The organism is Billgrantia lactosivorans (assembly GCF_003254665.1).
Classification (GTDB): Bacteria; Pseudomonadota; Gammaproteobacteria; order Pseudomonadales; family Halomonadaceae; genus Halomonas; species Halomonas lactosivorans.
This window is the reverse complement of sequence record NZ_QHGY01000005.1, coordinates 1-21,247: the sequence shown is the minus strand read 5'-3', so window position 1 is coordinate 21,247 and position 21,247 is coordinate 1. Positions and strand designations below refer to the sequence as shown.

Here is a 21,247-nt window from a genome sequence, read left to right as displayed (position 1 = left end):
ACGGGGCGTGGAAGCCGGTGGGCGCTCATGGCCACGGCGACTTCGACCAGGACGAACGACCAGAACGGAAACGCAAGACGCACGCAAGGGGAAGCCATGTATAAAGTCACCTACATCGAAGAGTATGTCGTGCCGCAGCTCTTCACCACGGCCTTCGAGGCCTACGAGTTCGAGCACCGTGGCCATGCCCGGGGCAAGGGCTACGACAAGCTGGAAACCTTCGGCCTGCTGTGGGGCTACTCGATACCGCAGAAGGGCAACCTGCCGGCACGGGTGGTGGCCACCATGGCCACGGTGGAGACCTCCGCCACGCGACATGAAGACTGGGTGCAGCCGAACTTCGACTCGGTGATTGCCAAGAAGGCATTCTTCGAGCGCTACTGGCAGAACATCGAGCTGGTCGGCACCTTTCACTCCCATCCCTACGCCAACCTCAGCGAGGTGCGCGACATCAAGGGCTGGCAGGCCTCGCCGGGCGATGAAGCCTTCTGGCCGACGTTTCATGAGCGCGTCGCCCCCGAGCAGCCGCTGCTCACGCACCTGGTGATCACCATCGCCAAGCTCGCCAAGCGGGGCTGGGCGCTGCCGGATCACCTCAGGGGCAGCGAGGAGTACAAGGGCTACGAGCTCAGTGCCGATGACCGCAAGTTCTGGCTGCGTGCCTACGCCAGCAACCGGACCAGCCACCCCGAGAGCGACGAGGAAGGCTACCGCTTTTCCGACGACATGGGCCTGCAGGTACCCGCGCTGCACGACTTCATGAAGTGGTCGTCGCGCTAGGCGCTGCCCAGGCAACCAGGCCGATATGATAGCCTGCAGCAAGCTCGAACAGCCCGGTTAACAGCCGGGCTGTTCGTCTCGGTGGGGGGATTCCTCACGGTAGGCCTGATACCCTGCCTCATGAATCACAGGGCCATTCGCCACTCATGCCGAGCATTGATGTCGTGCTGGAGCTTTCCGCCGAGACCTGCCTCGCCCATTACGAGGGCAGGGTGGGGCAGGTGATGGCCCGCAGCCTGGACGGCCGCCGCGTAGTGTTTCCTGCCGAGGCGCTGCGACGAGTGGTGGCGCGGGATGGCGTACATGGCACCTACCGCCTCTGGTTTACGCCGCAGGGGCGTTTCCAGGCAATTGCCCGTCTGGACCGTCAATCGTGAAGCGCGTTTCTTGAAATGACTGGTAAATGGCCCGGTGTTTGGCGTATGTCAAGCCCCCGAGGGTCGTTACGTTGAGCCTGCTCTGATATAACGACGAAGCTGCACAGTTGCCTCTCGCCATGGGGTTGCGTGCGGTGTTCCGTTACCGGCCAACTCGCACCACGGCCACTCTACAAGGCCATACCATGCTCTCAAGCAATTCGCGTGAACCCCGTGAATACCAGAGCCGTCGCCTGGACGCACTGGCCAGGCCGCCCGAAGTGGGGCATGAGCTGTTCGTCGGCTTGAGTGCGCTGCGCGACACCTGGAGCAGCCGTCACCATTCGCGCGATTTCGCCTACGCCCATGCACGCTACCTGCGCAGCCGCGTGTTGGCCCTGGGGCTCATCTTCGCGCTGCTGTCACCGTTGTGGATCGTGGTGGATTCCCTGGTGCTGCCGACCGAACTGCTGCGCTATACCCTGTTGGGAAGGGTGGGGTTGCTGCTGGGATTGGCGGGCGTGCTGGGGATGGCGTTCATCCATCATGAGCGGATACAGCGCATTCGCTTGTGCGCCGGGATGCTGCTGGCGTTGCCGGCGGGGTTCTACCTGTTCGTGCTGGTCATGCTGCCGGCTGAGCAGGTGCGCGGCCTGGTGGGGTATGGCTTCATCCCCTTTCTGCTGGTGGCGGCGCTGAGTGTCTTTCCCTTCACTCTGCTGGAATCGCTGGTCGCCGGCCTTGCCATGCTGGGGCTGCTGGCATACTCGCAGCTGATCGACGGCAGCTGGCTGACCGGCCAGGGCGTGGAGAGCCTGTGGTTGCTCTCGAGCCTGCTGATCGTCGCCCTGGCGGCCAACCATTTCCAGCTCAGCTTGCTGCTGCGCCTGTATCGCCAGGCCACGCATGACCCCCTGACCGGCCTCTACAACCGCGGTGCCCTGGAGGTCCATCTGGAGAAAGTGCAGGGCTGGCAGCGTGAGATCGCGGGGCAGGACAGTCTCGGCAGCGTTCCCTGTTCGCTGCTGATGGTGGACCTCGACCATTTCAAGCGCATCAACGACAGCTATGGCCACTCGGTCGGCGATAGTGTGCTGTGTCAGTTTGCCGAACTGCTGGTGACTCTGACGCGCCGGCACGACTGTGTCGCCCGCTATGGTGGCGAAGAGTTCGTCGTCATCCTGGTCGGCAGCGGACCGGCCAGGGCGCTGGAAATCGCCGAGCGCATCCGCTTTGCCGTGGAGCAGACCGATTTCATCAATCACGATGACGAGCCCATCCCCGTCACGGCCAGCATCGGCGTGACCCAACTGGAGCAGGACGAACCGGCTTCGGAGGCACTCAAGCGTGCCGACGAAGCGCTCTACCGGGCCAAGCGCGAAGGCCGCAACCAGGTGGCGATGGCACTGGAGCCCGACAGCGACTGAGCACCCAGGATTCCGCCTGGGCAGGTCGCTACGCGTGGGCATTGGGCTCGCCCTTGGCATGGCCGCCCTCGATCGTGGCCCCCCCCGAGATCCTCAAGTTCTGCGGCTCGCGGCCGATAAGTAACTCAGGAAATTTAGCGAATGGGGATCGCATGCCCAACAATTCACGACAAGTGGCGTTACATACCTGGTTGGTGCTGGTGCCGGTGCTGCTGCTGGTCATGGGGTTGGTCAATGGGCTGGCTACCTGGCAGCTCCCGGTCGAATGGGAGCCGATGGGCATCAGCCTGCCGATCATGTTGCTGGTCGGTGGCGGGCTGTTGGCAACGCTGGTAAGTCGCGTAACCATTGCCCAGCTCTGCGGCGCGTTATTGTTGCCGATCGGCCTGCATGCGCCGCTGTTGGCGTGGCTGCCTGCCGAGCTTGGCGATACCATCTCCTTTGTCCAGGAGCCGCTTACGCCGGCTACCAGTATCGCGGTGCTGATCGTCGCGGCCTGCCTGCTGTCGAGCAACCGCTCGCCGCGCGCGCGCCTGTTCTGGTGGGTCGGCGGTGGCGGGCTGTTCCTGGTAGGCGGGGTGAGTGTTGTGTCGGGCCTGTGGCCGAATCTTCTCACCGCCAGCCCTTGGGGCACCGCCTTCGCCACGCCCTTCACGGCGCTGCCGGCGCTGCTGTGTGGCACCGCCATGATGCTGATGGCGCGACACCCGATTTCCATCGCCGTACTGGATCGCACATTGCTCCTGGCCCTGGCCGGTGGCGTGTTGGCCAGCGGGGTTGTCTGGTACGCGCTGACCTGGCAGCAGTACGACGCCAGGCAGCGGCATGCCTCGGAGCTGTTTCTCACCTTCAAGGTCAGCGCCGAGCGCGTGATCGACAACAAGCAGCGCGAGCTTCAGCGGATGGCGGAACGCTGGGCCGGGTTTGGCGGGTTGCCACCTCGACGCTACCGCGATCAGGAAGTGGCGGGGTATTTTCGTGACATGCCAAGCCTGGTGGCGCTTCACTGGCAGACTGACCTCGACGAACAGTTTCTCTGGGGGCGCGGCAAGGACGATTTCGTCCTCACCGACTGGATAGCCAAACGCGACTGGTTGCTGGACTGGCTGGCGGTGGGGGGGCCTTACCCGCGCTGGGTCTTGCCGGACGAGCAGCGGCCCGACCTGGCGCTGGTGTCCGTGCCGCTGGCGTCGCCCTTGAATGGCAGGCTGGTCGCCGTACTCGATCTCACGCGGCTGTTTCGCCAGGAAGTGAGTTCCCTGATCACTCCGATACGGCTCTCCCTGCAGCGCGATGTGAGCCTGACGCCGATCAATCACCGGGACGAAGGCGAGGTGGGGGTGGAGCTCAGGCGCGGCCTGGTGATGCTGCCAGGCGGGGCTGCACTGGAGATGCGCATTCATGATGGCGGGCCGCTCAGGGCCGGCCTGCCGGGCCTGATGCCGTTGAGCGTCGCCGTGGGCGGGCTGGTAATGAGCTACCTGCTGGCTTTCAGCCTGGGCATGGCCGGTTTGAGCCGCCGCCGCTCGATTGCCCTGGCCCGCACACAGCGCCACTTGCGGGCACAGCAGCGCGTGCAGACGCTGATCGCCCGCGATCAGCCCATCGAGGAGATCCTCCAGGTGATCTGCCGGATCGTCGAGGTCCAGGTGCCGGACGGTATCGCCTCCATCATGCTGTGCGATGAGGCACAGCAGCGGCTGGATCGACTTCACAGCGTCAGCCTGCCGCAGGCCTACTGCGAGGCGATCCGGGGGGTGAAGATAGGACCCGAGAACGGTGCCTGCGGCAGTGCGGCGTACCTTCGCGATTTCGTAGTCTGTGCCGACCTGGCTACCGATCCGCGCTGGGCAGGATTTCATGACCTGGTCGCTCGCCATGGCCTGAGAGCCTGCTGGTCATACCCCGTGATCGGCAGCAATCGGCAGCTACTGGGTACCTTTGCGATCTACTATCGCCAGCCGGGCGAACCCACGCGCAGCGAACGTCGAAGGGTGATCGAGGCGGCCGAGCTGGTCTCGCTGGCCGTGGAGCGCGAGCACAACCGGGAGGCGCTGAAGGAGAACGAGCAGCGCTATCGCTCGATGTTCACCTATCATCCCGACGCCGTCTTCTCCCTCGACCTCGAGGGAAACTTCACCACGGCCAACGCGGCCTGCAGCCGGGTGACCGGTTACTCCATGGAAGCGCTGATTGGCCTGCATTTCTCTCAACTGGCTCAGCCGGAGGACCGGGAGCGCATCGAGTCGCTCTATCGCGATGCCGACAAGGGCGAGGCGTTCCGCTACTCGGTCACCATCCAGCACCGCGAGGCGCGTCGCGTCTATCTCGACGTGACCAACCTGCCGATCGTGGTCAACGACCGTATCATCGGCTTCTATGGCATTGCCAAGGACATGACGGAACGACATCGGCGCGAGACGGACCTTCGCATCCTGCAGCGCAGCGTCGAGGCAAGCATCAACGGCATCATCATCACCGATGCCCGACAGCCGAAGAATCCCATCATCTATGTCAACGAGGCGTTCGAGCGCATTACCGGCTACCGGCGCGATGAGGTCATGGGGCGCAGCTGCAGCATGCTCCAGGGCAGCGAAACCGACCCGGAATCGCTGGCTCAGCTGAGGGATGCCATCAGTCAACGGCGCGAGATCAACGTCACGCTGTGCAACTACCGCAAGGACGGCACGCCGTTCTGGAACAACCTCTACCTCGCCCCCGTGAAGGATGGCAACGGCAGCGTTACCCATTTCGTCGGTATCCAGCACGACATTTCCGAGCGCAAGTCCTACGAGGCCAAGCTCTCCTATCACGCCAGCCACGATGCGCTGACCGGGCTGGCCAACCGCTCGCTGTTCGAGGATCACCTGGTCCATGACGTGCTGCTGGCACAGCGCCACGGATGCCACCTGGCGGTGCTGTTCCTCGACCTGGATGATTTCAAGCCGATCAATGACAGCCTCGGGCACGAGGTGGGCGATCAGGTGCTGATACAGGCCGCCCAGCGCCTGACCGAGGAGCTGAACCCGGGCGATACGCTGGCTCGCTTCGGCGGTGACGAATTCGTCATCCTGCTACCGGAGCTGGAACGCGAAGAGGATGCCATTCGCCTGGTCGAGGGGCTGCTCGCCTGCCTTCGACGCCCGTATCGGGTCGGCGACCACGAACTCTACATCGGGGCCAGCGTGGGCATCGCCTTCTTGAACAAGGGGCTTGAAAGCCCCGTCGAGCTGATCCAGCAGGCCGACATGGCGATGTACCGCGCCAAGCAGAAGGGGCGCAATGCCTGGGAGTGCTTCACCAGCGACATCAACGAAGAAGTGCGCGAGCGCATGGCGCTGCGCAACGATCTGCAGGAAGCGATCGAGGCGGAGAACTTCGAGCTGCACTACCAGCCCCTGCTCGGCGCGCTGAATGGCCAGGTGGTCGGTTTCGAGGCGCTGGTGCGCTGGAAGCATCCGCTCAAGGGCTATCTCTCCCCGGCACTGTTCATCCCGCTGGCCGAGGATACCGGCCAGATCGGAGCGATCAGCGAATGGGTGCTGCGCCAGGCATGCCGTGACATGTGTCGCCTGGCCGCGGAAGGGTACGGCCGTTATCGCGTATCGGTGAACCTCTCGCCGCTGCAGTTCCGCCGCCCCAACTTCCTGAGCAATCTGCAGCAGGCGTTGCTGGAAACCGGTCTGGCGCCGGATCACCTCGAGCTGGAGCTGACCGAAGGCATTCTGATGACCGATACCGCGGCGGCCGTCGAAACCCTTCACCGTCTGCGCGACATGGGGGTGGAAGTCTCCATCGACGACTTCGGCACCGGTTTCTCGAGCCTCAGCTATTTGAAGCAGCTGCCCATCGGCAAGATCAAGATCGATCGCAGTTTCGTGCGCGACGTCACCGCCAACCGTCACGACGGCGCCATCGTGCAGGGCATCATTTCCATGGCACACCACTTGGGCTTGACGGTGGTGGCAGAGGGTATCGAGCAGGCGGAGCAGCGCGACTTCCTGGCGGCGCATGGCTGTGACATCTTCCAGGGCTATCTCTTCGCCCGTCCGATGCCTCTCGAGGCGCTACAGGAATATCTCCAGCAGAGGGCCGATGAGGCCGGGCCGGGCGACGGCAGGCCCGCAAAGGCCGTATTCGAGGCGTTGAGCGACGTTCAGCCGTGGCCCAACGATGACCGCGCATGAGCACTGACCACAATCAACGACAACTAACGAGAACAAGGGGGCAGGGTAGCGAGGATGGTGAAGGTTCAGGATGAATTTCTTCGCGTGGGGAGCCCGAGTGAGATCGAGGCGCTGCTGGAGCGTTTGATCCAGCCGGGGGGCGCCTCGCTGCTGCTCGACAAGGCCGACAGCACGCCCATGCCGGTGGTGGTGATGGAGCAGGAGCCGGCACAATCGCTGCTGCTCGATATCACCGCGGTGCGGGAAATCGCCGGCGAACTCAAGCGCGGCATCGGCTTTCGCCTGCTGGGGCAGGTGCAGGGCAAGATGATCCGCACGCCGGTGCTCAAGTCGCTGCAGGTCGACACGGTTGGCGGCAGGGTGCAGTGCCGCTGCGAATACCCCCACTACCTGGAAGAGCTGCAGCGGCGCGAGGCGTTCCGGGCGCGCTTGCGCCTGGGCATGGAGGTGGGCGCCATCGTCCGCAGCAGCGAGAGTGATTCGGTGGTGCAGGGGGACCTCAAGGATCTCTCGCAGCAGGGCTGCCAACTGGAGTTGCCTGCTTCAGCCGCCGGCCTGCTCGGCGAGGCCGTGCTGGTCGAAGTGGAGCTCTGCTTCCCCAACGGCACGCGCTTCACGGTACAGGCGATGCCGCGTCACACGGTGGCGGATAACGACCGCCAGGCCTTGAAGGTCGGCTTCCGGTTCGAGAATTGCACCGCCGAACAGGAGCGCAAGCTGTGGTTCTTCGTGCGTGAGATCGAGCGCGAATCGTTGCGCTATGACGACGACGCCGACGTCGGCCGGCTGCCCTCGATGCTGTTCCAGAGCCAGTCCAACGGCGCCGCATCACCGGTTGGCAGGCGCAACCTGCAGGCTTACCCCACTCCCATGGCGCGGCGGCTGGCGCGAGTCGCGGGTTATCTCGATGCCCAGCTGCTCGAGTTGCAGCAGGGGGGGGCAGTCGACTCGGTTCAGCTTTCCCGCCATGCCGACATGCTGCTCCAGCTGGCCGAGGAGGATATCGAGGCGCTGCTCTTCGCCACCCGCTGCCTGGGGCAGGAGCCGCTGCTGGTCCGCCATGGGCTGGGCGTTGCCGCCCACATGCTGGCACTGGCCAACAGCAGCTCGGTACCGCGGGACGTGCGCAAGGCTCTGGCCGCCAGCGCCATGGTGCACGACCTGGGCAAGGGGCTCCTGCCTTCCGGCCTGCTGGCTGCCGAGTCTCTCGATGCAGACGGCCAGGCACGCCTCCGGGAGCACGTGGAGATGTTGAAGCAGCGCCTGGGCAACTGCCAGTGGCTGGCGCCGGGGGTCATGAATTCGGTGGTAGGCGGGATCAACGAGCGGCTCGATGGTAGCGGCTATCCCGCCGGGGCAGCCAGCGATGGCCTGTCCGAACTGGCCCGCATGAGCGCCGTGGTGGACGTGGTCGATGCCATGCGGCGCGATCGCGCCGATCGCCCTGCCTGGCGCATCGATGCGGTATACCGGCATCTGCTCAAGTCGCCCAACCTGTTCGACCCGCGCTGGGTGAAACGATACGTGCAGCGCTTCGGGCTGCGCCCGGTAGGCTCGCTGGTGCGCTTTTCCGGCGGCGCGCTGGCCTGGGTACAGCGGCTCGACCAGCAGGGCAAGCCCTTCCAGGTGCAGCTTGCCGAGGAGGTCGCGCCGCCCGGCGAGGCGCTCGGCGAGGTGCTGCGCGGCGATGTCACCTCGCGCCTGGGGGAGATCGTCGAGGAGCTGCCCGTTTCGACATGAGCCAGACGCAACCGAGTCGCCAGGGCAGCGGCAGGCAACGAGAAGACGACGGGCGTGCCTAAAGTTGGCGCCCGGCGGGCCGATAATACGAAATAACCCCTTGGCCGCGGGCTTTTCACCGTAAGCGTTGGCGCGAAGCCTGCCACAATAGCTGCATGAAAAAGGAAGCATCATGGCGACGATAAGCTCGCTGGGCATTGGTTCCGGGCTGGATCTCAACGGTCTGCTCGATCAGCTCAACGCGGCCGAGCGCAAGAAGCTCGAACCCATCAAGCTGCAACAGAAGAGCCATCAGGCGAAGATTTCGGCCTATGGCAAGCTGCAGAGTGCGCTGACCAAGCTGCAGGAAGCGGCCGGGAAGCTCGACGACCCGACCTTCTTCCAGAGTGTCTCGAGCAATGTGACCGGTAGCGGCGTCAAGGCGGCTGCCAAGACCGATGCGCCGCCCGGACGCTACTCGGTGAACGTGGCCGAGTTGGCAACGGCCCAGAGCATTGCCGCCAGCGGGGTGGAGAGCAGAGACTCGCAGCTGGGCGGTGGCAATGTCGCGTTGTCCTTTGGCAGCGGTGAAACGCTCGATGTCGCCATCGAGCCTGGCAAGAGTTCGCTGGAGGAGATTCGCAACGCCATCAACGACAGCAAGTCGGGCGTCACGGCGACCATCGTCAACGATGGTTCCGCCGAGCCCTATCGCCTCGTCCTGACCTCCAACGAGACTGGCACCGAGGCGGCGGTCACGGCGGTCTTCTCGGGAGGGCTGGAAGCGCAGCTGGGGGCCACCCCGCAAACCGTGGTCGAAGCGAAGAATGCCTCGTTGACCGTCAACGGCATCGCGATCACCAGCCAGACCAATCGGGTGGAGGATGGCATCCAGGGCGTGACCCTCGACCTGGAAGAGGAAACCGCCGAGGGCAGCAGCGTCACCGTCGTGGTAGAGCGCAATACCCTGGCCATTCGCGAAGCGCTGAGCGGTTTCGTCAAGGCCTACAACGACCTGCGTGGCACTACCAGCCAGCTGACGCGTTTCAACGCCGACACCGGTGCGGTAGGCGAGCTGCTGGGCGACGGCGCCTTGCGTACCGTCGAGTCGCGCGTGCGCGGGGTGCTCAGTGGCGGGGTGGGGTCAGGCGACTTCCGCATGCTGTCCGATGTCGGCATCACGCTGCAGCGTGACGGTACCCTCAAGCTTGACGACGAGAAGATGAGCAGCATCGTGGCCGAGGATCCCCAGGCGTTGGCGGCTTTCTTCGCCGGTGACAACGAGGCCAGCGGCCTGGCCGGCAAGCTGAACGAGACGCTGGACCAGGTGCTCGGTGAGCGAGGCCTGCTGGACAATGCCAAGCGCGGTCTGGAATCGAGGATCACGGGGCTGAACGATCGATACGAGCGCATGGAGCGCAGTATCGAGCAGACCATTGAACGCTACCGGGGGCAGTTCGGTCAGCTCGATGCCATGGTGGCCAGCATGAATCAGGTCAGCGATTACCTGTTCCAGCAGTTCGATATGATGAACGCCCAGCTTGGGCGCAAGAAGTAGAGTGCGCATACGCACGGCCAGGCCGACAGCGTGATGCAGCAGTAACACAGAGTCATGCCACCATAGGAGTGTTTCGCCATGACTGTCATGCGAGGAGCAGCCGCTTACGGCCGTGGCGCCGGCGCCTATGCGCGGGTCGGCGTGGAAAGCGGTGTGATGGCGGCCAGCCCCCATCAACTGATCGTGATGCTGTTCGACGGCGCCCAGGGTGCCATCCGCGCGGCGCGGATCCACATGCAGGCGGGCAATATCGCGGAGAAGGGCAAGGCTATCTCCAAGGCGCTCGACATCGTCAACAACGGGCTGCTGGCGGCGCTGGACACCGAGAAGGGGGGCGAGATCGCCGAGCGGCTGGGGTCGTTGTACGATTACGTCAGCCGGCTGCTGCTGGCGGCCAACTTGCACAACGACCAGGAGAGCCTCGATCAGGCCGAGAAACTGCTGGATGACATCGCCTCGGCGTGGCGAGAGATCGGTAGCGCGGGAGCGCAAGGGTGAACATGGCCATGTCGACCTCATTTGCCGTACTGGACGGCTATGCCCGGCTGAGACAGCAGGTTGCCGTCATGCTCGAACTGGCGCGGGCCGGCGAGTGGGATGCGTTGATCGATCGCCAGACCGGCTACCTGCAGCTTGCCGACCGCATCCAGCAGCTCGACAAGGAGGCGGTGCTCGATCATGACAGCCTGCAGCGCAAGGCCGAACTGCTGGAGGCCATCCTGAGCGACGACCTGGCGATTCGTGAGCAGTTGATGGCGCGCCGCAGCGAACTCGGCCAGCTGATGGATTCCAGCCGGCGCCAGCGCGACCTGCATCGCAGCTACGGCAAGCAGGCGACATCCGTGGTCGATGCCGCCGACAAGTTTGGCCCGGGGACGTTGTGAGTGGCATCACGCCACTGCTCGATACGCTGCTCCACCAGGTGCTGGGCAAGCGTGTCGATACGGCTCCGCCGCGTGAGCTGACCGAGCCGGTACGACCGATCGACCCGGGCGAGGGGCCAAGGGCGCTGCACAGCGATTCGCGCCTGGAGGGTCGTCGCCCGGCCATGGCGCCCTTGCATGGCACGGCCACGCCAACCCCGCGTGGCGATGCCCAGGCGCCGCGCGCGGATGCTGCCCAGCCTCCCGCCTCCTTCCAGACGCATTTCAGCCCTTCGGCGCGCACCATCGCCGACCTGCTGGTGCGCTTTCCTGCCCCGCCTTCGGTACTGAGCGCCAGTTCACCGCTGATGGCGGCGGGCGAGACGCCCAGCGCCTCCACCCTGGCCGACCGGCTGCAGAGCGGGGTGCGCGACAGCGGCCTGTTCTACGAATCTCACCTCTCGCGCTGGTACCGCGGCGAAATGAGCCGTCAGCAGCTGGAACGTGAACCCCAGATGCTGCGCACGCTGCGCTTCACGCCGGTAGCCCCGGGAAACGCAGCCGCGGTGACTTCGAACGCCCCCGCTGCGATGCCCGGCGCTGGCGCTGGTGGTGTGTCGACGGGCGGTGCTCAACTCCTGCTCCAGGCCGGGCAGGCGCAGCCGGCTCCACCCACCCCCGCCCAGGGGCTGCCGGGCCAGGCGGGTGCGGCGGCCAATTCCTATGCCGCCACTGAATCGCTCTACCCCGCGGCGGCGCGTGGCGAGCGGGTGGAGGGCGGATCGCCTGCGCCGGGGGCGGCACAGGGTAGGGACACGCTGCCGGCGGGTGCGCCGCGTGGCGAAGGGCCGGAGATGGCCGGGCGCGAGCCGGGCGAGCAGATCGTGCGAGCGCGCTCCGCTGGCGGTGAGCCGGTGCACGAGAGCCTGCAGGGGGTGGTGCGGCATCAGCTCGAGATGCTGGTGACCCCCGTGTTGCGCTGGGAGGGGGACGTATGGTCCGGCATCTTCATGGCGTTGATGATCCAGTTGCCGGCCGGCGCCCGCCATGAGCACGACGGTGCGGCGCAGGGCGACGACGAGGCCCAGCAGGAGTCCTGGCACTCCGAACTGCAGCTCACGGTGCCGAGTCTTGGCGAGATACGCGTGGCGATGTGGCTGCAGGAGAAAACCGTTCGCCTGCAGCTATTGACCAGGGAAGATGCCAGCCTGATGCTCCTGCAGAAGGGGCTGCCGCAGCTGGAGCAGCGCCTGCACGATGCGGGGCTGACGACGGTGCTGGTCGATGCGCGTTCCTGGGAAGGGGACGGGGCTCATGGAGGCGCAGATGACGGAACCGAAGCCTGAACGGCGGCGTCAGGCGGTGGCGCTGGCCTACCGCGATGGCGATGATGCGCCGCGAGTACTGGCCAAGGGCTACGGCGACATGGCGGAGCGCATCCTGGCCGAAGCCAGGCGACAGGGGATCTACGTCCATGACGCCCCCGAACTGGTGGCGCTGCTGATGGGGCTGGACCTGGACGAGCGGATCCCGCCGATGCTGTACCAGGTGATCGCCGAGCTGCTGGTCTGGGTCTATGAAATTGCCGAGTCACAGGGAAATCGGCGAGATGGGTAACGGTGTTTTTGTAAAAAAATGTAACCCAAAGTGCATGTTCTTGCGTTTGTCAAGGCCATGAAGTGTGTTTTTTTGTGCGCCCGCACAAGGTCTTAACAATTTCATCTCGAAGGCTTAGCCAGCTCATCTTTTAGTCTGAATAGACCTTGCGTTGAATAAGCTTGGCAGGTATCAAATCTGTAGTCACAATGCCTGGTGTTGGGGATATGTCCTTATCAGGTGCTGCCTGGTGGCTTCGTTGTACTACACGACGTATCTCTTGGCCGCAGTCCTGAATAAGTACGTTACAAGAAAACAAAGGACACGCGAATCAATAGCGTGCAGGGAAACTGAATGATGAATACCAACCACCTGGATGAGATCCAGGAGCTGAATCTTGCCTATCTGTTGCTGGCCCAGCGTCTGCTCAACGACGACCGCGCCGCGGCGATGTTCCGTCTCAAGATCGATGACGAGACCGCCGATCTGCTCGTGTCTCTCGGCGCCTCCCAGCTGACTCGCCTGGCTCGTACCAACCAGTTGCTCTGCCATTTCGGCTTCGATGGAGCCGAGCAGCTGCGCCAGGTCGTCGACAACCCCCGTGACAATGGATTGTCGCAGTTCCATGCCTCGCTGCTGATGGCGGGCCATGGTGCCGCAACCCTGTCACGGGGGGTGTGAGCGATGTCGCAGAAAAGCCTCGTCGAGGAAATGCAGCAGGTTCAGCTCGCCATCGAGCTGATCGAGCTGGGGGCTCGCCTTCAGGTGCTGGAAACCGAGACCGACCTGAGCCGTGCCCGCCTGATCCGTCTGTTCAAGGAAGTGCGTGGCATGTCGCCGCCCAAGGGCATGCTGCCTTTCTCCACCGACTGGTTCATCACCTGGCTGCCGAACGTGCACGCCTCGCTGTTCTACAACATCTATCGCAGCCTGCTCGAGGAGCAGAAATGCGAGCGGATGCAGGCCTTCGTCACGGCCTATCGGCTCTATAACGAGCAGGTCAGCATCGACCAGGCCGAGCCGGTGCTGGGGCTGACCCGCGCCTGGACCCTGGTCAGGTTCTTCGAGAGCGAGCTGCTGCAGCTTTCCGCCTGCACCCATTGCAGTGGGCACTTCGTCGCCCATGCCCACACGCCGGACCACGACTACGTCTGCGGTATCTGCATGCCGCCCTCGCGTGCCGGCAAGACTCGCAAGCGCCGCGAGCGTGAGGCGGAAGAGGCCGCCAGTCGCGAGGTCTCGCTCAAGCAGGTCGGCTGACGCTCCCCGTGTCGAGCTCTTCCTACCGGCAAGACGCCGCCTTCGGGCGGCGTCTTGCCGTCAGGAGCATGAATGGGGCGCCGAGCGAACTCGCCTTCACTTTTTGGCCGCCAGGCCTCAAGTGCGGCAATGCTTGGCCGATAAGTAGTGATAACGACGGCTTACATGCATTGAAGGGTATCGTTTGTGCTGATTCTTCTGGGTTACCTCGTAGTCATGCTGTGCGTCTTTGGCGGCTTCGTGCTGGCCGGGGGCTTCCTCGGTCCGCTCTATCAGCCGACCGAGCTGCTGATGATTGGCGGCGCCGGGGTCGGGGCCTTCATCGCCGCCAACAACGGCAAGGCGATCAAGGCGACCTTCAAGATCCTGCCCAAGCTGCGGCGTACGCGGAAGTACAACAAGCAGATGTACATGGAGCTGCTGGCGGTGCAGTTCAAGCTGCTGACCAAGGTCCGCCGCGAGGGCATGCTCGGCATCGAACGCGACATCGACAGCCCCCAGGAGAGCGCCCTGTTCCAGGAGCACCCCAGGGTGCTGGCCGACCCGATGATCATGAATTTCCTGACCGACTACCTGCGCCTGATGGTGGCCGGCGGCATGGACCCCATGGAGATCGACGAATTGATGCTCCATGAGATCGAGACCTTCGAGCAGGAGGCGCACATCCCCGCGGATGCCATCGCCAAGGTGGGCGATGCCATGCCCGCGTTCGGCATCGTCGCGGCGGTGATGGGGGTGGTCAAGGCGCTGACCTACGCCGATGCCGGCCCCGAGCAGATGGGCGAGATGATCGCCCATGCCCTGGTGGGTACTTTCCTCGGCATCCTGATCGGCTACGGCTTCATCAACCCGGTGGCCAGCAGCATCGAGCGCCAGGTCAAGGAAGCGGAAAAAATGCTCCAGTGCATTCGCATCACGCTGCTCGCCAGCCTGCACGGCTACGCGCCGCAGCTGGCGGTGGAGTTCGGCCGCAAGGCGCTGCACAGCGCGGAGCGCCCGGGCTTCACCGAGCTGGAAACCTACGTGCGTAATGCCAAGTCGGGTGCAACAGCGGAATGAGTGCGGGGGGAGACAAGCGCCCGATCATCGTTCGGCGCAAGAAGGTCGTCCATCGTCACCACGGCGGCAGCTGGAAGATCGCCCTGGCCGACTTCATGACGGCCCTGATGGCGCTGTTCCTGGTGATGTGGATCCTGTCGGTGTCGAGCGACGAGCAGCGCGAGGGCGTGGCGGAGTACTTCAGTACACCGCTGGCCAGCGCCGTGTCGGGCGGGGATCGTTCCGGCAGCACCCTGGCCATTCCCGGTGGCGGGCCCGACCCGGCCCACAGCGACGGCGAGCGGGCGCGTATCGATACCCGCGAGTTTTCGCGCCCGAGCGAGCAGCAGCGTCGCTTCTTCATGGACCTTCAGCGGCGCATCGAAGCGGTGATCGAGGCCGACCCCGAGCTGCGCGTGCTGCGTCAGCAGATGCGCTTCGACCTCACCCCGGAGGGGTTGCGCATCCAGTTGCTCGATACCGAACAGCGCCCCATGTTCGCCGTCGGCAGCGACCGCGTCGAGCCCTACATGCGCAACCTGCTGCGCACCATCGCGCCGCTGCTCAACGACCTGCCCAACGACCTGAGCATCGGCGGGCATACCGACAGCCGCCCCTATGCCGGCGGGTATCGGGGCTACAGCAACTGGGAACTTTCCAGCGACCGTGCCAATGCCTCGCGCCGCGAACTGGTCGCCGGCGGGCTCGATTCGGAGAAGCTGCTGCGGGTCTCCGGCTACGCCGACCGCGTGCTGTTGCCCGACACCGATCCGTTCGATGCGGACAACCGCCGGATCGAGCTGCTGGTGCTGCTGCCCGAGGTCGCGGAGTACATTCGCCAGCCGGATATTCTGAACGGTCCCGGCGTGCCGAGCCCGCTGAGCACGCGCTCCGACAGCGAAGTGGACCTGGCGCCCGTCACCCAATTCACCGAAGGCTTGCGTCGTTCTCTCAACCCCCAATAACCCATTTTGACACCAGGTGGTAAAGCGCATGGATATCACGGATTTCTATGACACTTTCTTCGAGGAAGCCGAAGAGCTGCTGGCCGACATGGAGCGCTACCTCCTGGAGCTCGACGTGGACGAGCCGGATACCGAGCAGCTCAATGCCATCTTCAGGGCGGCGCATTCGATCAAGGGTGGCGCCGGCACGTTCGGTTTCGACGTGCTCCAGAGAACCACGCACCTGTTCGAGAACCTGCTCGACCATACCCGCAAGGGCGAGCTCAAGCTGCGTCGGGACATTGTCGATCTCTTTCTGGAAACCAAGGATATGCTCAGTGATCAGCTAGACGCGTATCGCAACAGCGCCGAGCCCGATCAGGAGGCTTTCGAGCGCATCTGCGAGACGCTGCAGCGGCTTGCGCTCGAGGAGATAGGACAGGACCTCGAGGGCGGGGCGCCCGCTGCGCCGGCGCCGAAGCCGGAACCCCAGCCGGAACCGGCGCCGGCCGCCACGGCCGAGCAAGGCAGCGAGGCCGGCGCCAATCATTGCATCGTCACGCTGCTCAACGTGGGCGAGAAGGATCGTCAGCTGCTCGTCGAAGAGCTGGGGCAGCTGGGCGAGGTCATCTCACACGGTGGCGACGAGGCGTGCTACGAGGTCACGCTGGCCTCCTCCGTCGGCAGCGAGGATATCGAGGCGGTGATGTGCTTCATCGTCGACGCCGATCAGGTCAAGATCCGTGCCGCGGCGCCCCAGGCCGAGGAGCAGGCGCCCGCGAGCGAGGGGCGGGCAGCGCCGAAGCCCGCCGAGGCCGAAGCCAGTCCGCCGCCGCCCGCGGCTGCGCCCAGGCCGGCCGCGGCCAAGCCGGCCGACGATGCCCGACCCGCCAAGGCGAAGAACAAGCCCAAGGGGGGCGGCGAGTCGACTTCGATCCGGGTGTCTGTCGACAAGGTCGATCAGATCATCAACCTGGTGGGTGAGCTGATCATCACCCAGTCGATGCTCGACCAGACCGTCAGCGAAATGGACGGCGTCGCCGACAGCGCGCTGCTCAACGGCATGAGCCTGCTGCAGCGCAACGCGCGGGACCTGCAGGAATCGGTGATGTCGATCCGCATGATCCCGATGGATTTCGTCTTCAGCCGCTTTCCCCGGGTCGTGCGCGAGACCGCCGGCAAGCTGGGCAAGGAGATCGAGCTGGTCACCGAGGGCGAGTCCACCGAGCTCGACAAGAGCCTCACCGAGCGCATCATCGACCCGCTGACGCACCTCGTGCGCAACAGCCTCGACCACGGCATCGAGCCACCCGACGTGCGCGAGGCGGCCGGCAAGCCGCGCACCGGCAAGCTGGTGCTTTCGGCCAAGCACCAGGGTGGCAACATCATCATCGAGGTGATCGACGACGGCGCCGGCCTCAATCGCGACAGGCTGCTGGCCAAGGCGCGCGAGAACGGCTTGCCGGTATCGGACACCATGAGCGACGACGAGGTGTGGCAGCTCATCTTCGCCCCGGGCTTCTCCACCGCCAAGGAGGTGACCGACGTCTCCGGCCGCGGCGTCGGCATGGACGTGGTCAAGCGCAACATCCAGGGCATGGGCGGCCACGTGCTGATCATGTCCAGGCCGGGCGAGGGCACCACCATTCGCATCGTGCTGCCGCTGACCCTGGCGATCCTCGACGGCATGTCGATCAAGGTCGGCAACGAGATGTTCATCCTGCCGTTGTCCGCCGTGCTCGAATCGCTGCAGCCGGCCAAGGAGGATCTCTACGCCATGGCCGGTGACGACGTGGTGCTCAAGGTGCGCGACGAATACCTGCCGGTCGTCGCGGTGCACGAGGCGCTGGACGTGCCGAACGCCAAGACCAGGCTCACCGAGACCATCGCCGTGATCGTGCAGGGCGAGGGTCGGCGCTACGCGCTGCTGGTGGACGACCTGGTCGGCCAGCAGCAGGTGGTGGTCAAGAACCTGGAAACGAACTACCGCAAGGTGCCGGGGGTATCCGCCGCGACCATCCTCGGCGATGGCAGCGTGGCGCTGATCCTCGATATCACCGGCCTGCATCGCCTCAGCCGGGCCAAGAAGGAGAAGCGCCGGCCCGAACGTGAATCGCAATCCCTCGAAGCCCTTACCGACAAAGCGCTGGAGATTTGACCATGAACCAGACGAACGAAGCAGCACTGGCCGCAGCCGAAGCCCACAACCGTGAATTCCTGGTGTTCTCGCTGGGCGACGAAGAGTATGCCGTCGACATCCTCAAGGTGCAGGAGATCCGCGGCTACGAGAACGTCACGCGCATCGCCAATGCGCCGGACTTCATCAAGGGGGTGACCAACCTGCGTGGGGTGATCGTGCCGATCGTCGACCTGCGCATCAAGTTCCATCTCGACAAGGTGGAGTACGGCGGCCAGACCGTGGTGATCGTGGTGAATGTCGAGGATCGGGTCGTCGGTATCGTCGTCGACGGCGTGTCCGACGTGATGACCCTCGCGCCCGACCAGATCAAGCCGGCTCCCGAATTCGGCGTGACCCTGTCGTCGGACTTCCTCAGCGGGCTCGGCAGCCTCGAGGACCGCATGCTGGTGATCGTCGATATCGACAAGCTCCTGACCAGCGACGAGATGGAGCTGGTCGAACGCGTGGCCGAGTGAGGCGCGGCGGCACTAAAGTTCGCCTCGCCCTTGCCGATGTCCGTTTGGAAGACGGTCTTTCTGCTGAATTGAGGGGATGACGTGAAGTATCTCGACAACCTGACGGTGCGTGCCAGCTGGTTCCTGGTGCTGCTGTTCTTCGGCGCGATGATCGTCGCGCTGAGTGCGCTTGGCCTCCATGCACTGCAGCAGGGCGGCAGCGCCGTCGCCGCCATGGCCCCGCACGCGGGGGAGTCGGGCGCGGCCTACCAGGCCTCGTTCGATGCCACGGCCAACCTGATGCGCATGGCCATCGTCGCCGTGCTGCTGGGATCGGCGGTGGTGATGGCCATCGTGGTGTGGGGCATCAGCGTCAACGTGCTGCGGCCGCTGGCCCGCCTGGTCGGATACTTCGAGGGCCTGGCCCAGGGCAATCTCTCGCAGCCGGTGGAGAACCGCGGCAATAACGAGATCGGCCGCCTCTTCACCTCCCTCAAGCACATGCAGGAGGGCCTTTCAGGCACCGTGGGTACGGTGCGCAGCAGCAGCGAGAGCATCTACCTGGGCGCGCAGGAGATCGCCGAGGGCAATGGCGAGCTGTCGTCACGCACCGAACAGCAGGCCGCCTCCCTGGCCGAGACCGCCTCCAGCATGGAAGAGCTGGCCTCCACCGTCGAGCAGAATGCCGACAACGCGCGCCAGGCGAGCCAGCTCGCGGCCGAGGCGTCGCGCACCGCTGCCCAGGGGGGCGAGGTGGTCGGCGAGGTCGTCGCGACGATGCACGACATCAGCGAGAGCTCGCACAAGGTGTCCGACATCATCGGGGTCATCGATTCCATCGCCTTCCAGACCAACATCCTTGCGCTGAACGCCTCGGTCGAAGCGGCGCGCGCCGGCGAGCACGGTCGCGGCTTCGCCGTGGTGGCGCAGGAGGTACGCAGCCTGGCCGGGCGCAGCGCGTCGGCCGCGGGCGAGATCCGCACCCTGATCCAGGCGTCGCTGGAGAAGGTCGACGTCGGTAGCGCCCGGGTCGACCAGGCCGGCCAGACCATGGGCGAGATCGTGGCGGCGGTTCAACGGGTCAGCGACATCATGGACGAGATCGCCTCGGCTTCGCTGGAGCAGAGCAACGGCATCGGCCAGGTCAACCAGGCCGTGACCCAGATGGACCAGGTGACCCAGCAGAACGCGGCGCTGGTTCAGCAGGCGGCCACGGCGGCGACGCAGCTCGAGGCCGAGGCCGCGCGCCTGCGCGAGGCCGTACTGCGCTTCCAGTTGGCGGAGCAGGGCGGAAATCCGATTCCGCAGCGCGACACGCGGCCTGATCTCGGCAACGTGGCTGCGGCTCGGCTGGATCACGATCCGTTACCGGCCAAGCGCCACGATGTCGACGCGAGACCCAGCCGGTCTCGCCATGAAGAAGAGGAGCAGTGGGCCTCGTTCTGAGGCCTGGAAGCTCCTGTGCAGGTGGAGACTCGCATACGCCGGTACTCCGAAACCCTGATGAAACGTGGTAGCCGAGGGAACAACAAGATGCGTAACAACCAGCCGGTCACGCAGCGGGAATACAAGTTTGACGATCGTCATCTGCTGATTTCGCGGACCGATCTCGAGGGCCGCATCACCTACGCCAACGCTGCCTTCGTCGAGGTCAGCGGTTTCGAGCACGAAGAACTGGTCGGGGCGAATCACAACCTCATTCGCCATCCCGACATGCCGCCCGAAGCCTTTGCCGACCTGTGGCGAGCGATCAAGCGCGGTGACTCCTGGCAGGGCGTGGTCAAGAACCGCCGCAAGAACGGCGATCACTACTGGGTCAGAGCGACCGTTACGCCCATCATCGAGGGTGGGCAGTGCCTCGGTTACACCTCGGTACGCACGGCCGTGGAACCTGGTGCGGCCGAGCTCGCAGAGCGTGCCTACGCGCGTCTGAGGGCGGGCCGCTCCGGTCTTGCCATCCGCCAGGGACAGGTCGTTCGCCGCGGGCCGCTGGGTTGGCTGGCGCGTATCAACCTGCACAGCATACGCGCGCGGCTTTCCATGCTGACCTTCGTGGCGCTGCTGCTGCTCGCGATCAGCGGGGGTGTCGGGCTGTTCGGCCTGCAGGCCTCGGGTGAACGCCTGGCGGAACTGAATCGTGACGGCCTGCAGGACGTGATTCGGCTGCAACAGCTGGGCCAGCTGGTCGGCGAAGGACCCCAGCGGCTCACCGCCCAGGAGCGTATGGACATCCTCAGCGCGCGGCACGAGCACGCCGAGGAGCTTTCCAGCATTGCCGGCCAGATGGCGGGGCTGTGGGACGACTACCTGGACCGGGACGTCAACCGTACGTCGGTGGCGCTGGAGTTCGATACCTCGCTGAAGAGCTTCCTTGACGAAGGCCTGGCACCCATGGCCGATGCACTGGCGGGAGAGGAGGCCTTCGATGCCATGATGGCGCTGAACAACGATACGTCGGCACTGCGCGAAAGCGCGAAGGCCCTCACCGAGCAAGTCGATCAATTGATCGAGCAGCAGCGCCTGGCGGCGCTGGGCATGGCCGAGGACGCCGAGCGGGGCCAGCAACAGATGCTGATGGGCCAGCTGGGCTTCATGGCGCTCGGTTTCGTGCTGCTGCTCGTCTTCAGCGTGTGGATCATGCGCGCGATCACCCGGCCGGTGCGTCGTGCCGCCGACTTCACCCTGCAGATCGCCTCGGGCAACCTGGCGGTGCGTCCGCCCGAGCAGACTCGCGACGAGATCGGCGCGCTGCTGGGCTCGCTGGATACCATGCGCAAGAGCCTCTACAGCACCACCGAGAGGGTGCAGCAGGGCATCGACGTCGTGACCCCTGCGTCGCGCTCCATCGCCCGCGGCAACGAGGACCTCTCGGCGCGCACCGAGCA

At 65.0% G+C, this 21,247-nt stretch carries 18 protein-coding genes; all 18 read left to right on the top strand.

The window, feature by feature from the left end; all coding sequences use genetic code 11:
• Nucleotides 1-96 precede the first annotated feature (96 nt).
• Entirely contained in the window at nt 97-780 is a 684-nt protein-coding gene (locus tag DIS04_RS12230) for a hypothetical protein (protein ID WP_111414070.1), read from the top strand.
• Nucleotides 781-926: 146 nt separating this feature from the next.
• Nucleotides 927-1,157: a DUF2835 family protein gene (locus tag DIS04_RS12225; protein WP_111414069.1), complete on the top strand. Its 231-nt coding sequence runs from the start codon at nt 927-929 to the stop codon at nt 1,155-1,157.
• Nucleotides 1,158-1,342: 185 nt separating this feature from the next.
• Nucleotides 1,343-2,563 (top strand): GGDEF domain-containing protein, encoded by a 1,221-nt coding sequence (locus DIS04_RS12220; RefSeq protein WP_111414068.1) that lies wholly within the window; start codon nt 1,343-1,345, stop codon nt 2,561-2,563.
• 152 nt (nt 2,564-2,715) lie between these two features.
• Nucleotides 2,716-6,750 (top strand): sensor domain-containing phosphodiesterase, encoded by a 4,035-nt coding sequence (locus tag DIS04_RS12215; protein ID WP_245904557.1) that lies wholly within the window; start codon nt 2,716-2,718, stop codon nt 6,748-6,750.
• Nucleotides 6,751-6,834: 84 nt separating this feature from the next.
• Nucleotides 6,835-8,490 (top strand): HD domain-containing phosphohydrolase, encoded by a 1,656-nt coding sequence (locus DIS04_RS12210; RefSeq protein WP_245904556.1) that lies wholly within the window; start codon nt 6,835-6,837, stop codon nt 8,488-8,490.
• Nucleotides 8,491-8,662: 172 nt separating this feature from the next.
• The gene (gene fliD, locus DIS04_RS12205; RefSeq protein ID WP_111414066.1) at nt 8,663-10,027 is read left to right on the top strand and encodes a flagellar filament capping protein FliD; all 1,365 of its coding nucleotides are present in this window, start codon (nt 8,663-8,665) and stop codon (nt 10,025-10,027) included.
• 78 nt (nt 10,028-10,105) lie between these two features.
• The gene (fliS, locus tag DIS04_RS12200; protein WP_111414065.1) at nt 10,106-10,525 is read left to right on the top strand and encodes a flagellar export chaperone FliS; all 420 of its coding nucleotides are present in this window, start codon (nt 10,106-10,108) and stop codon (nt 10,523-10,525) included.
• 8 nt (nt 10,526-10,533) lie between these two features.
• Complete coding sequence (locus DIS04_RS12195) at nt 10,534-10,911, top strand: flagellar protein FliT (RefSeq protein WP_245904555.1); 378 nt, start codon at nt 10,534-10,536, stop codon at nt 10,909-10,911.
• Nucleotides 10,908-12,236, top strand: coding sequence for a flagellar hook-length control protein FliK (fliK, locus tag DIS04_RS12190; protein ID WP_111414064.1), 1,329 nt, complete (start codon nt 10,908-10,910; stop codon nt 12,234-12,236). The genes DIS04_RS12195 and fliK overlap by 4 nt, the downstream gene beginning before the upstream one ends.
• Entirely contained in the window at nt 12,217-12,507 is a 291-nt protein-coding gene (locus DIS04_RS12185) for an EscU/YscU/HrcU family type III secretion system export apparatus switch protein (RefSeq protein ID WP_111414063.1), read from the top strand. Before fliK ends, DIS04_RS12185 begins: the two co-directional genes overlap by 20 nt.
• Before the next feature lie 333 nt (nt 12,508-12,840).
• A complete protein-coding gene (gene flhD / locus DIS04_RS12180) occupies nt 12,841-13,167 on the top strand; it encodes a flagellar transcriptional regulator FlhD (protein ID WP_111414062.1) in 327 nt (108 codons plus the stop codon).
• A gap of 3 nt (nt 13,168-13,170) precedes the next feature.
• On the top strand, nt 13,171-13,746 hold the full coding sequence (gene flhC, locus DIS04_RS12175; protein ID WP_111414061.1) for a flagellar transcriptional regulator FlhC: 576 nt from the start codon (nt 13,171-13,173) through the stop codon (nt 13,744-13,746).
• 186 nt (nt 13,747-13,932) lie between these two features.
• Nucleotides 13,933-14,805 carry a flagellar motor stator protein MotA gene (gene motA, locus DIS04_RS12170; RefSeq protein ID WP_111414060.1) on the top strand — a complete coding sequence of 291 codons (873 nt, stop codon included), beginning with the start codon at nt 13,933-13,935 and terminating at the stop codon, nt 14,803-14,805.
• Nucleotides 14,802-15,749 carry a flagellar motor protein MotB gene (motB, locus tag DIS04_RS12165; protein WP_111414059.1) on the top strand — a complete coding sequence of 316 codons (948 nt, stop codon included), beginning with the start codon at nt 14,802-14,804 and terminating at the stop codon, nt 15,747-15,749. The genes motA and motB overlap by 4 nt, the downstream gene beginning before the upstream one ends.
• Nucleotides 15,750-15,777: 28 nt before the next feature.
• Nucleotides 15,778-17,886, top strand: coding sequence for a chemotaxis protein CheA (gene cheA, locus DIS04_RS12160; RefSeq protein WP_111414058.1), 2,109 nt, complete (start codon nt 15,778-15,780; stop codon nt 17,884-17,886).
• Between the two features lie 2 nt (nt 17,887-17,888).
• Nucleotides 17,889-18,383: a chemotaxis protein CheW gene (locus DIS04_RS12155; protein WP_111414057.1), complete on the top strand. Its 495-nt coding sequence runs from the start codon at nt 17,889-17,891 to the stop codon at nt 18,381-18,383.
• A gap of 81 nt (nt 18,384-18,464) precedes the next feature.
• Nucleotides 18,465-19,808 carry a methyl-accepting chemotaxis protein gene (locus DIS04_RS12150; RefSeq protein ID WP_111414056.1) on the top strand — a complete coding sequence of 448 codons (1,344 nt, stop codon included), beginning with the start codon at nt 18,465-18,467 and terminating at the stop codon, nt 19,806-19,808.
• Between the two features lie 87 nt (nt 19,809-19,895).
• Nucleotides 19,896-21,247: methyl-accepting chemotaxis protein (locus tag DIS04_RS12145; RefSeq protein WP_162623050.1), on the top strand; the 1,352-nt coding region annotated here is incomplete at its 3' end.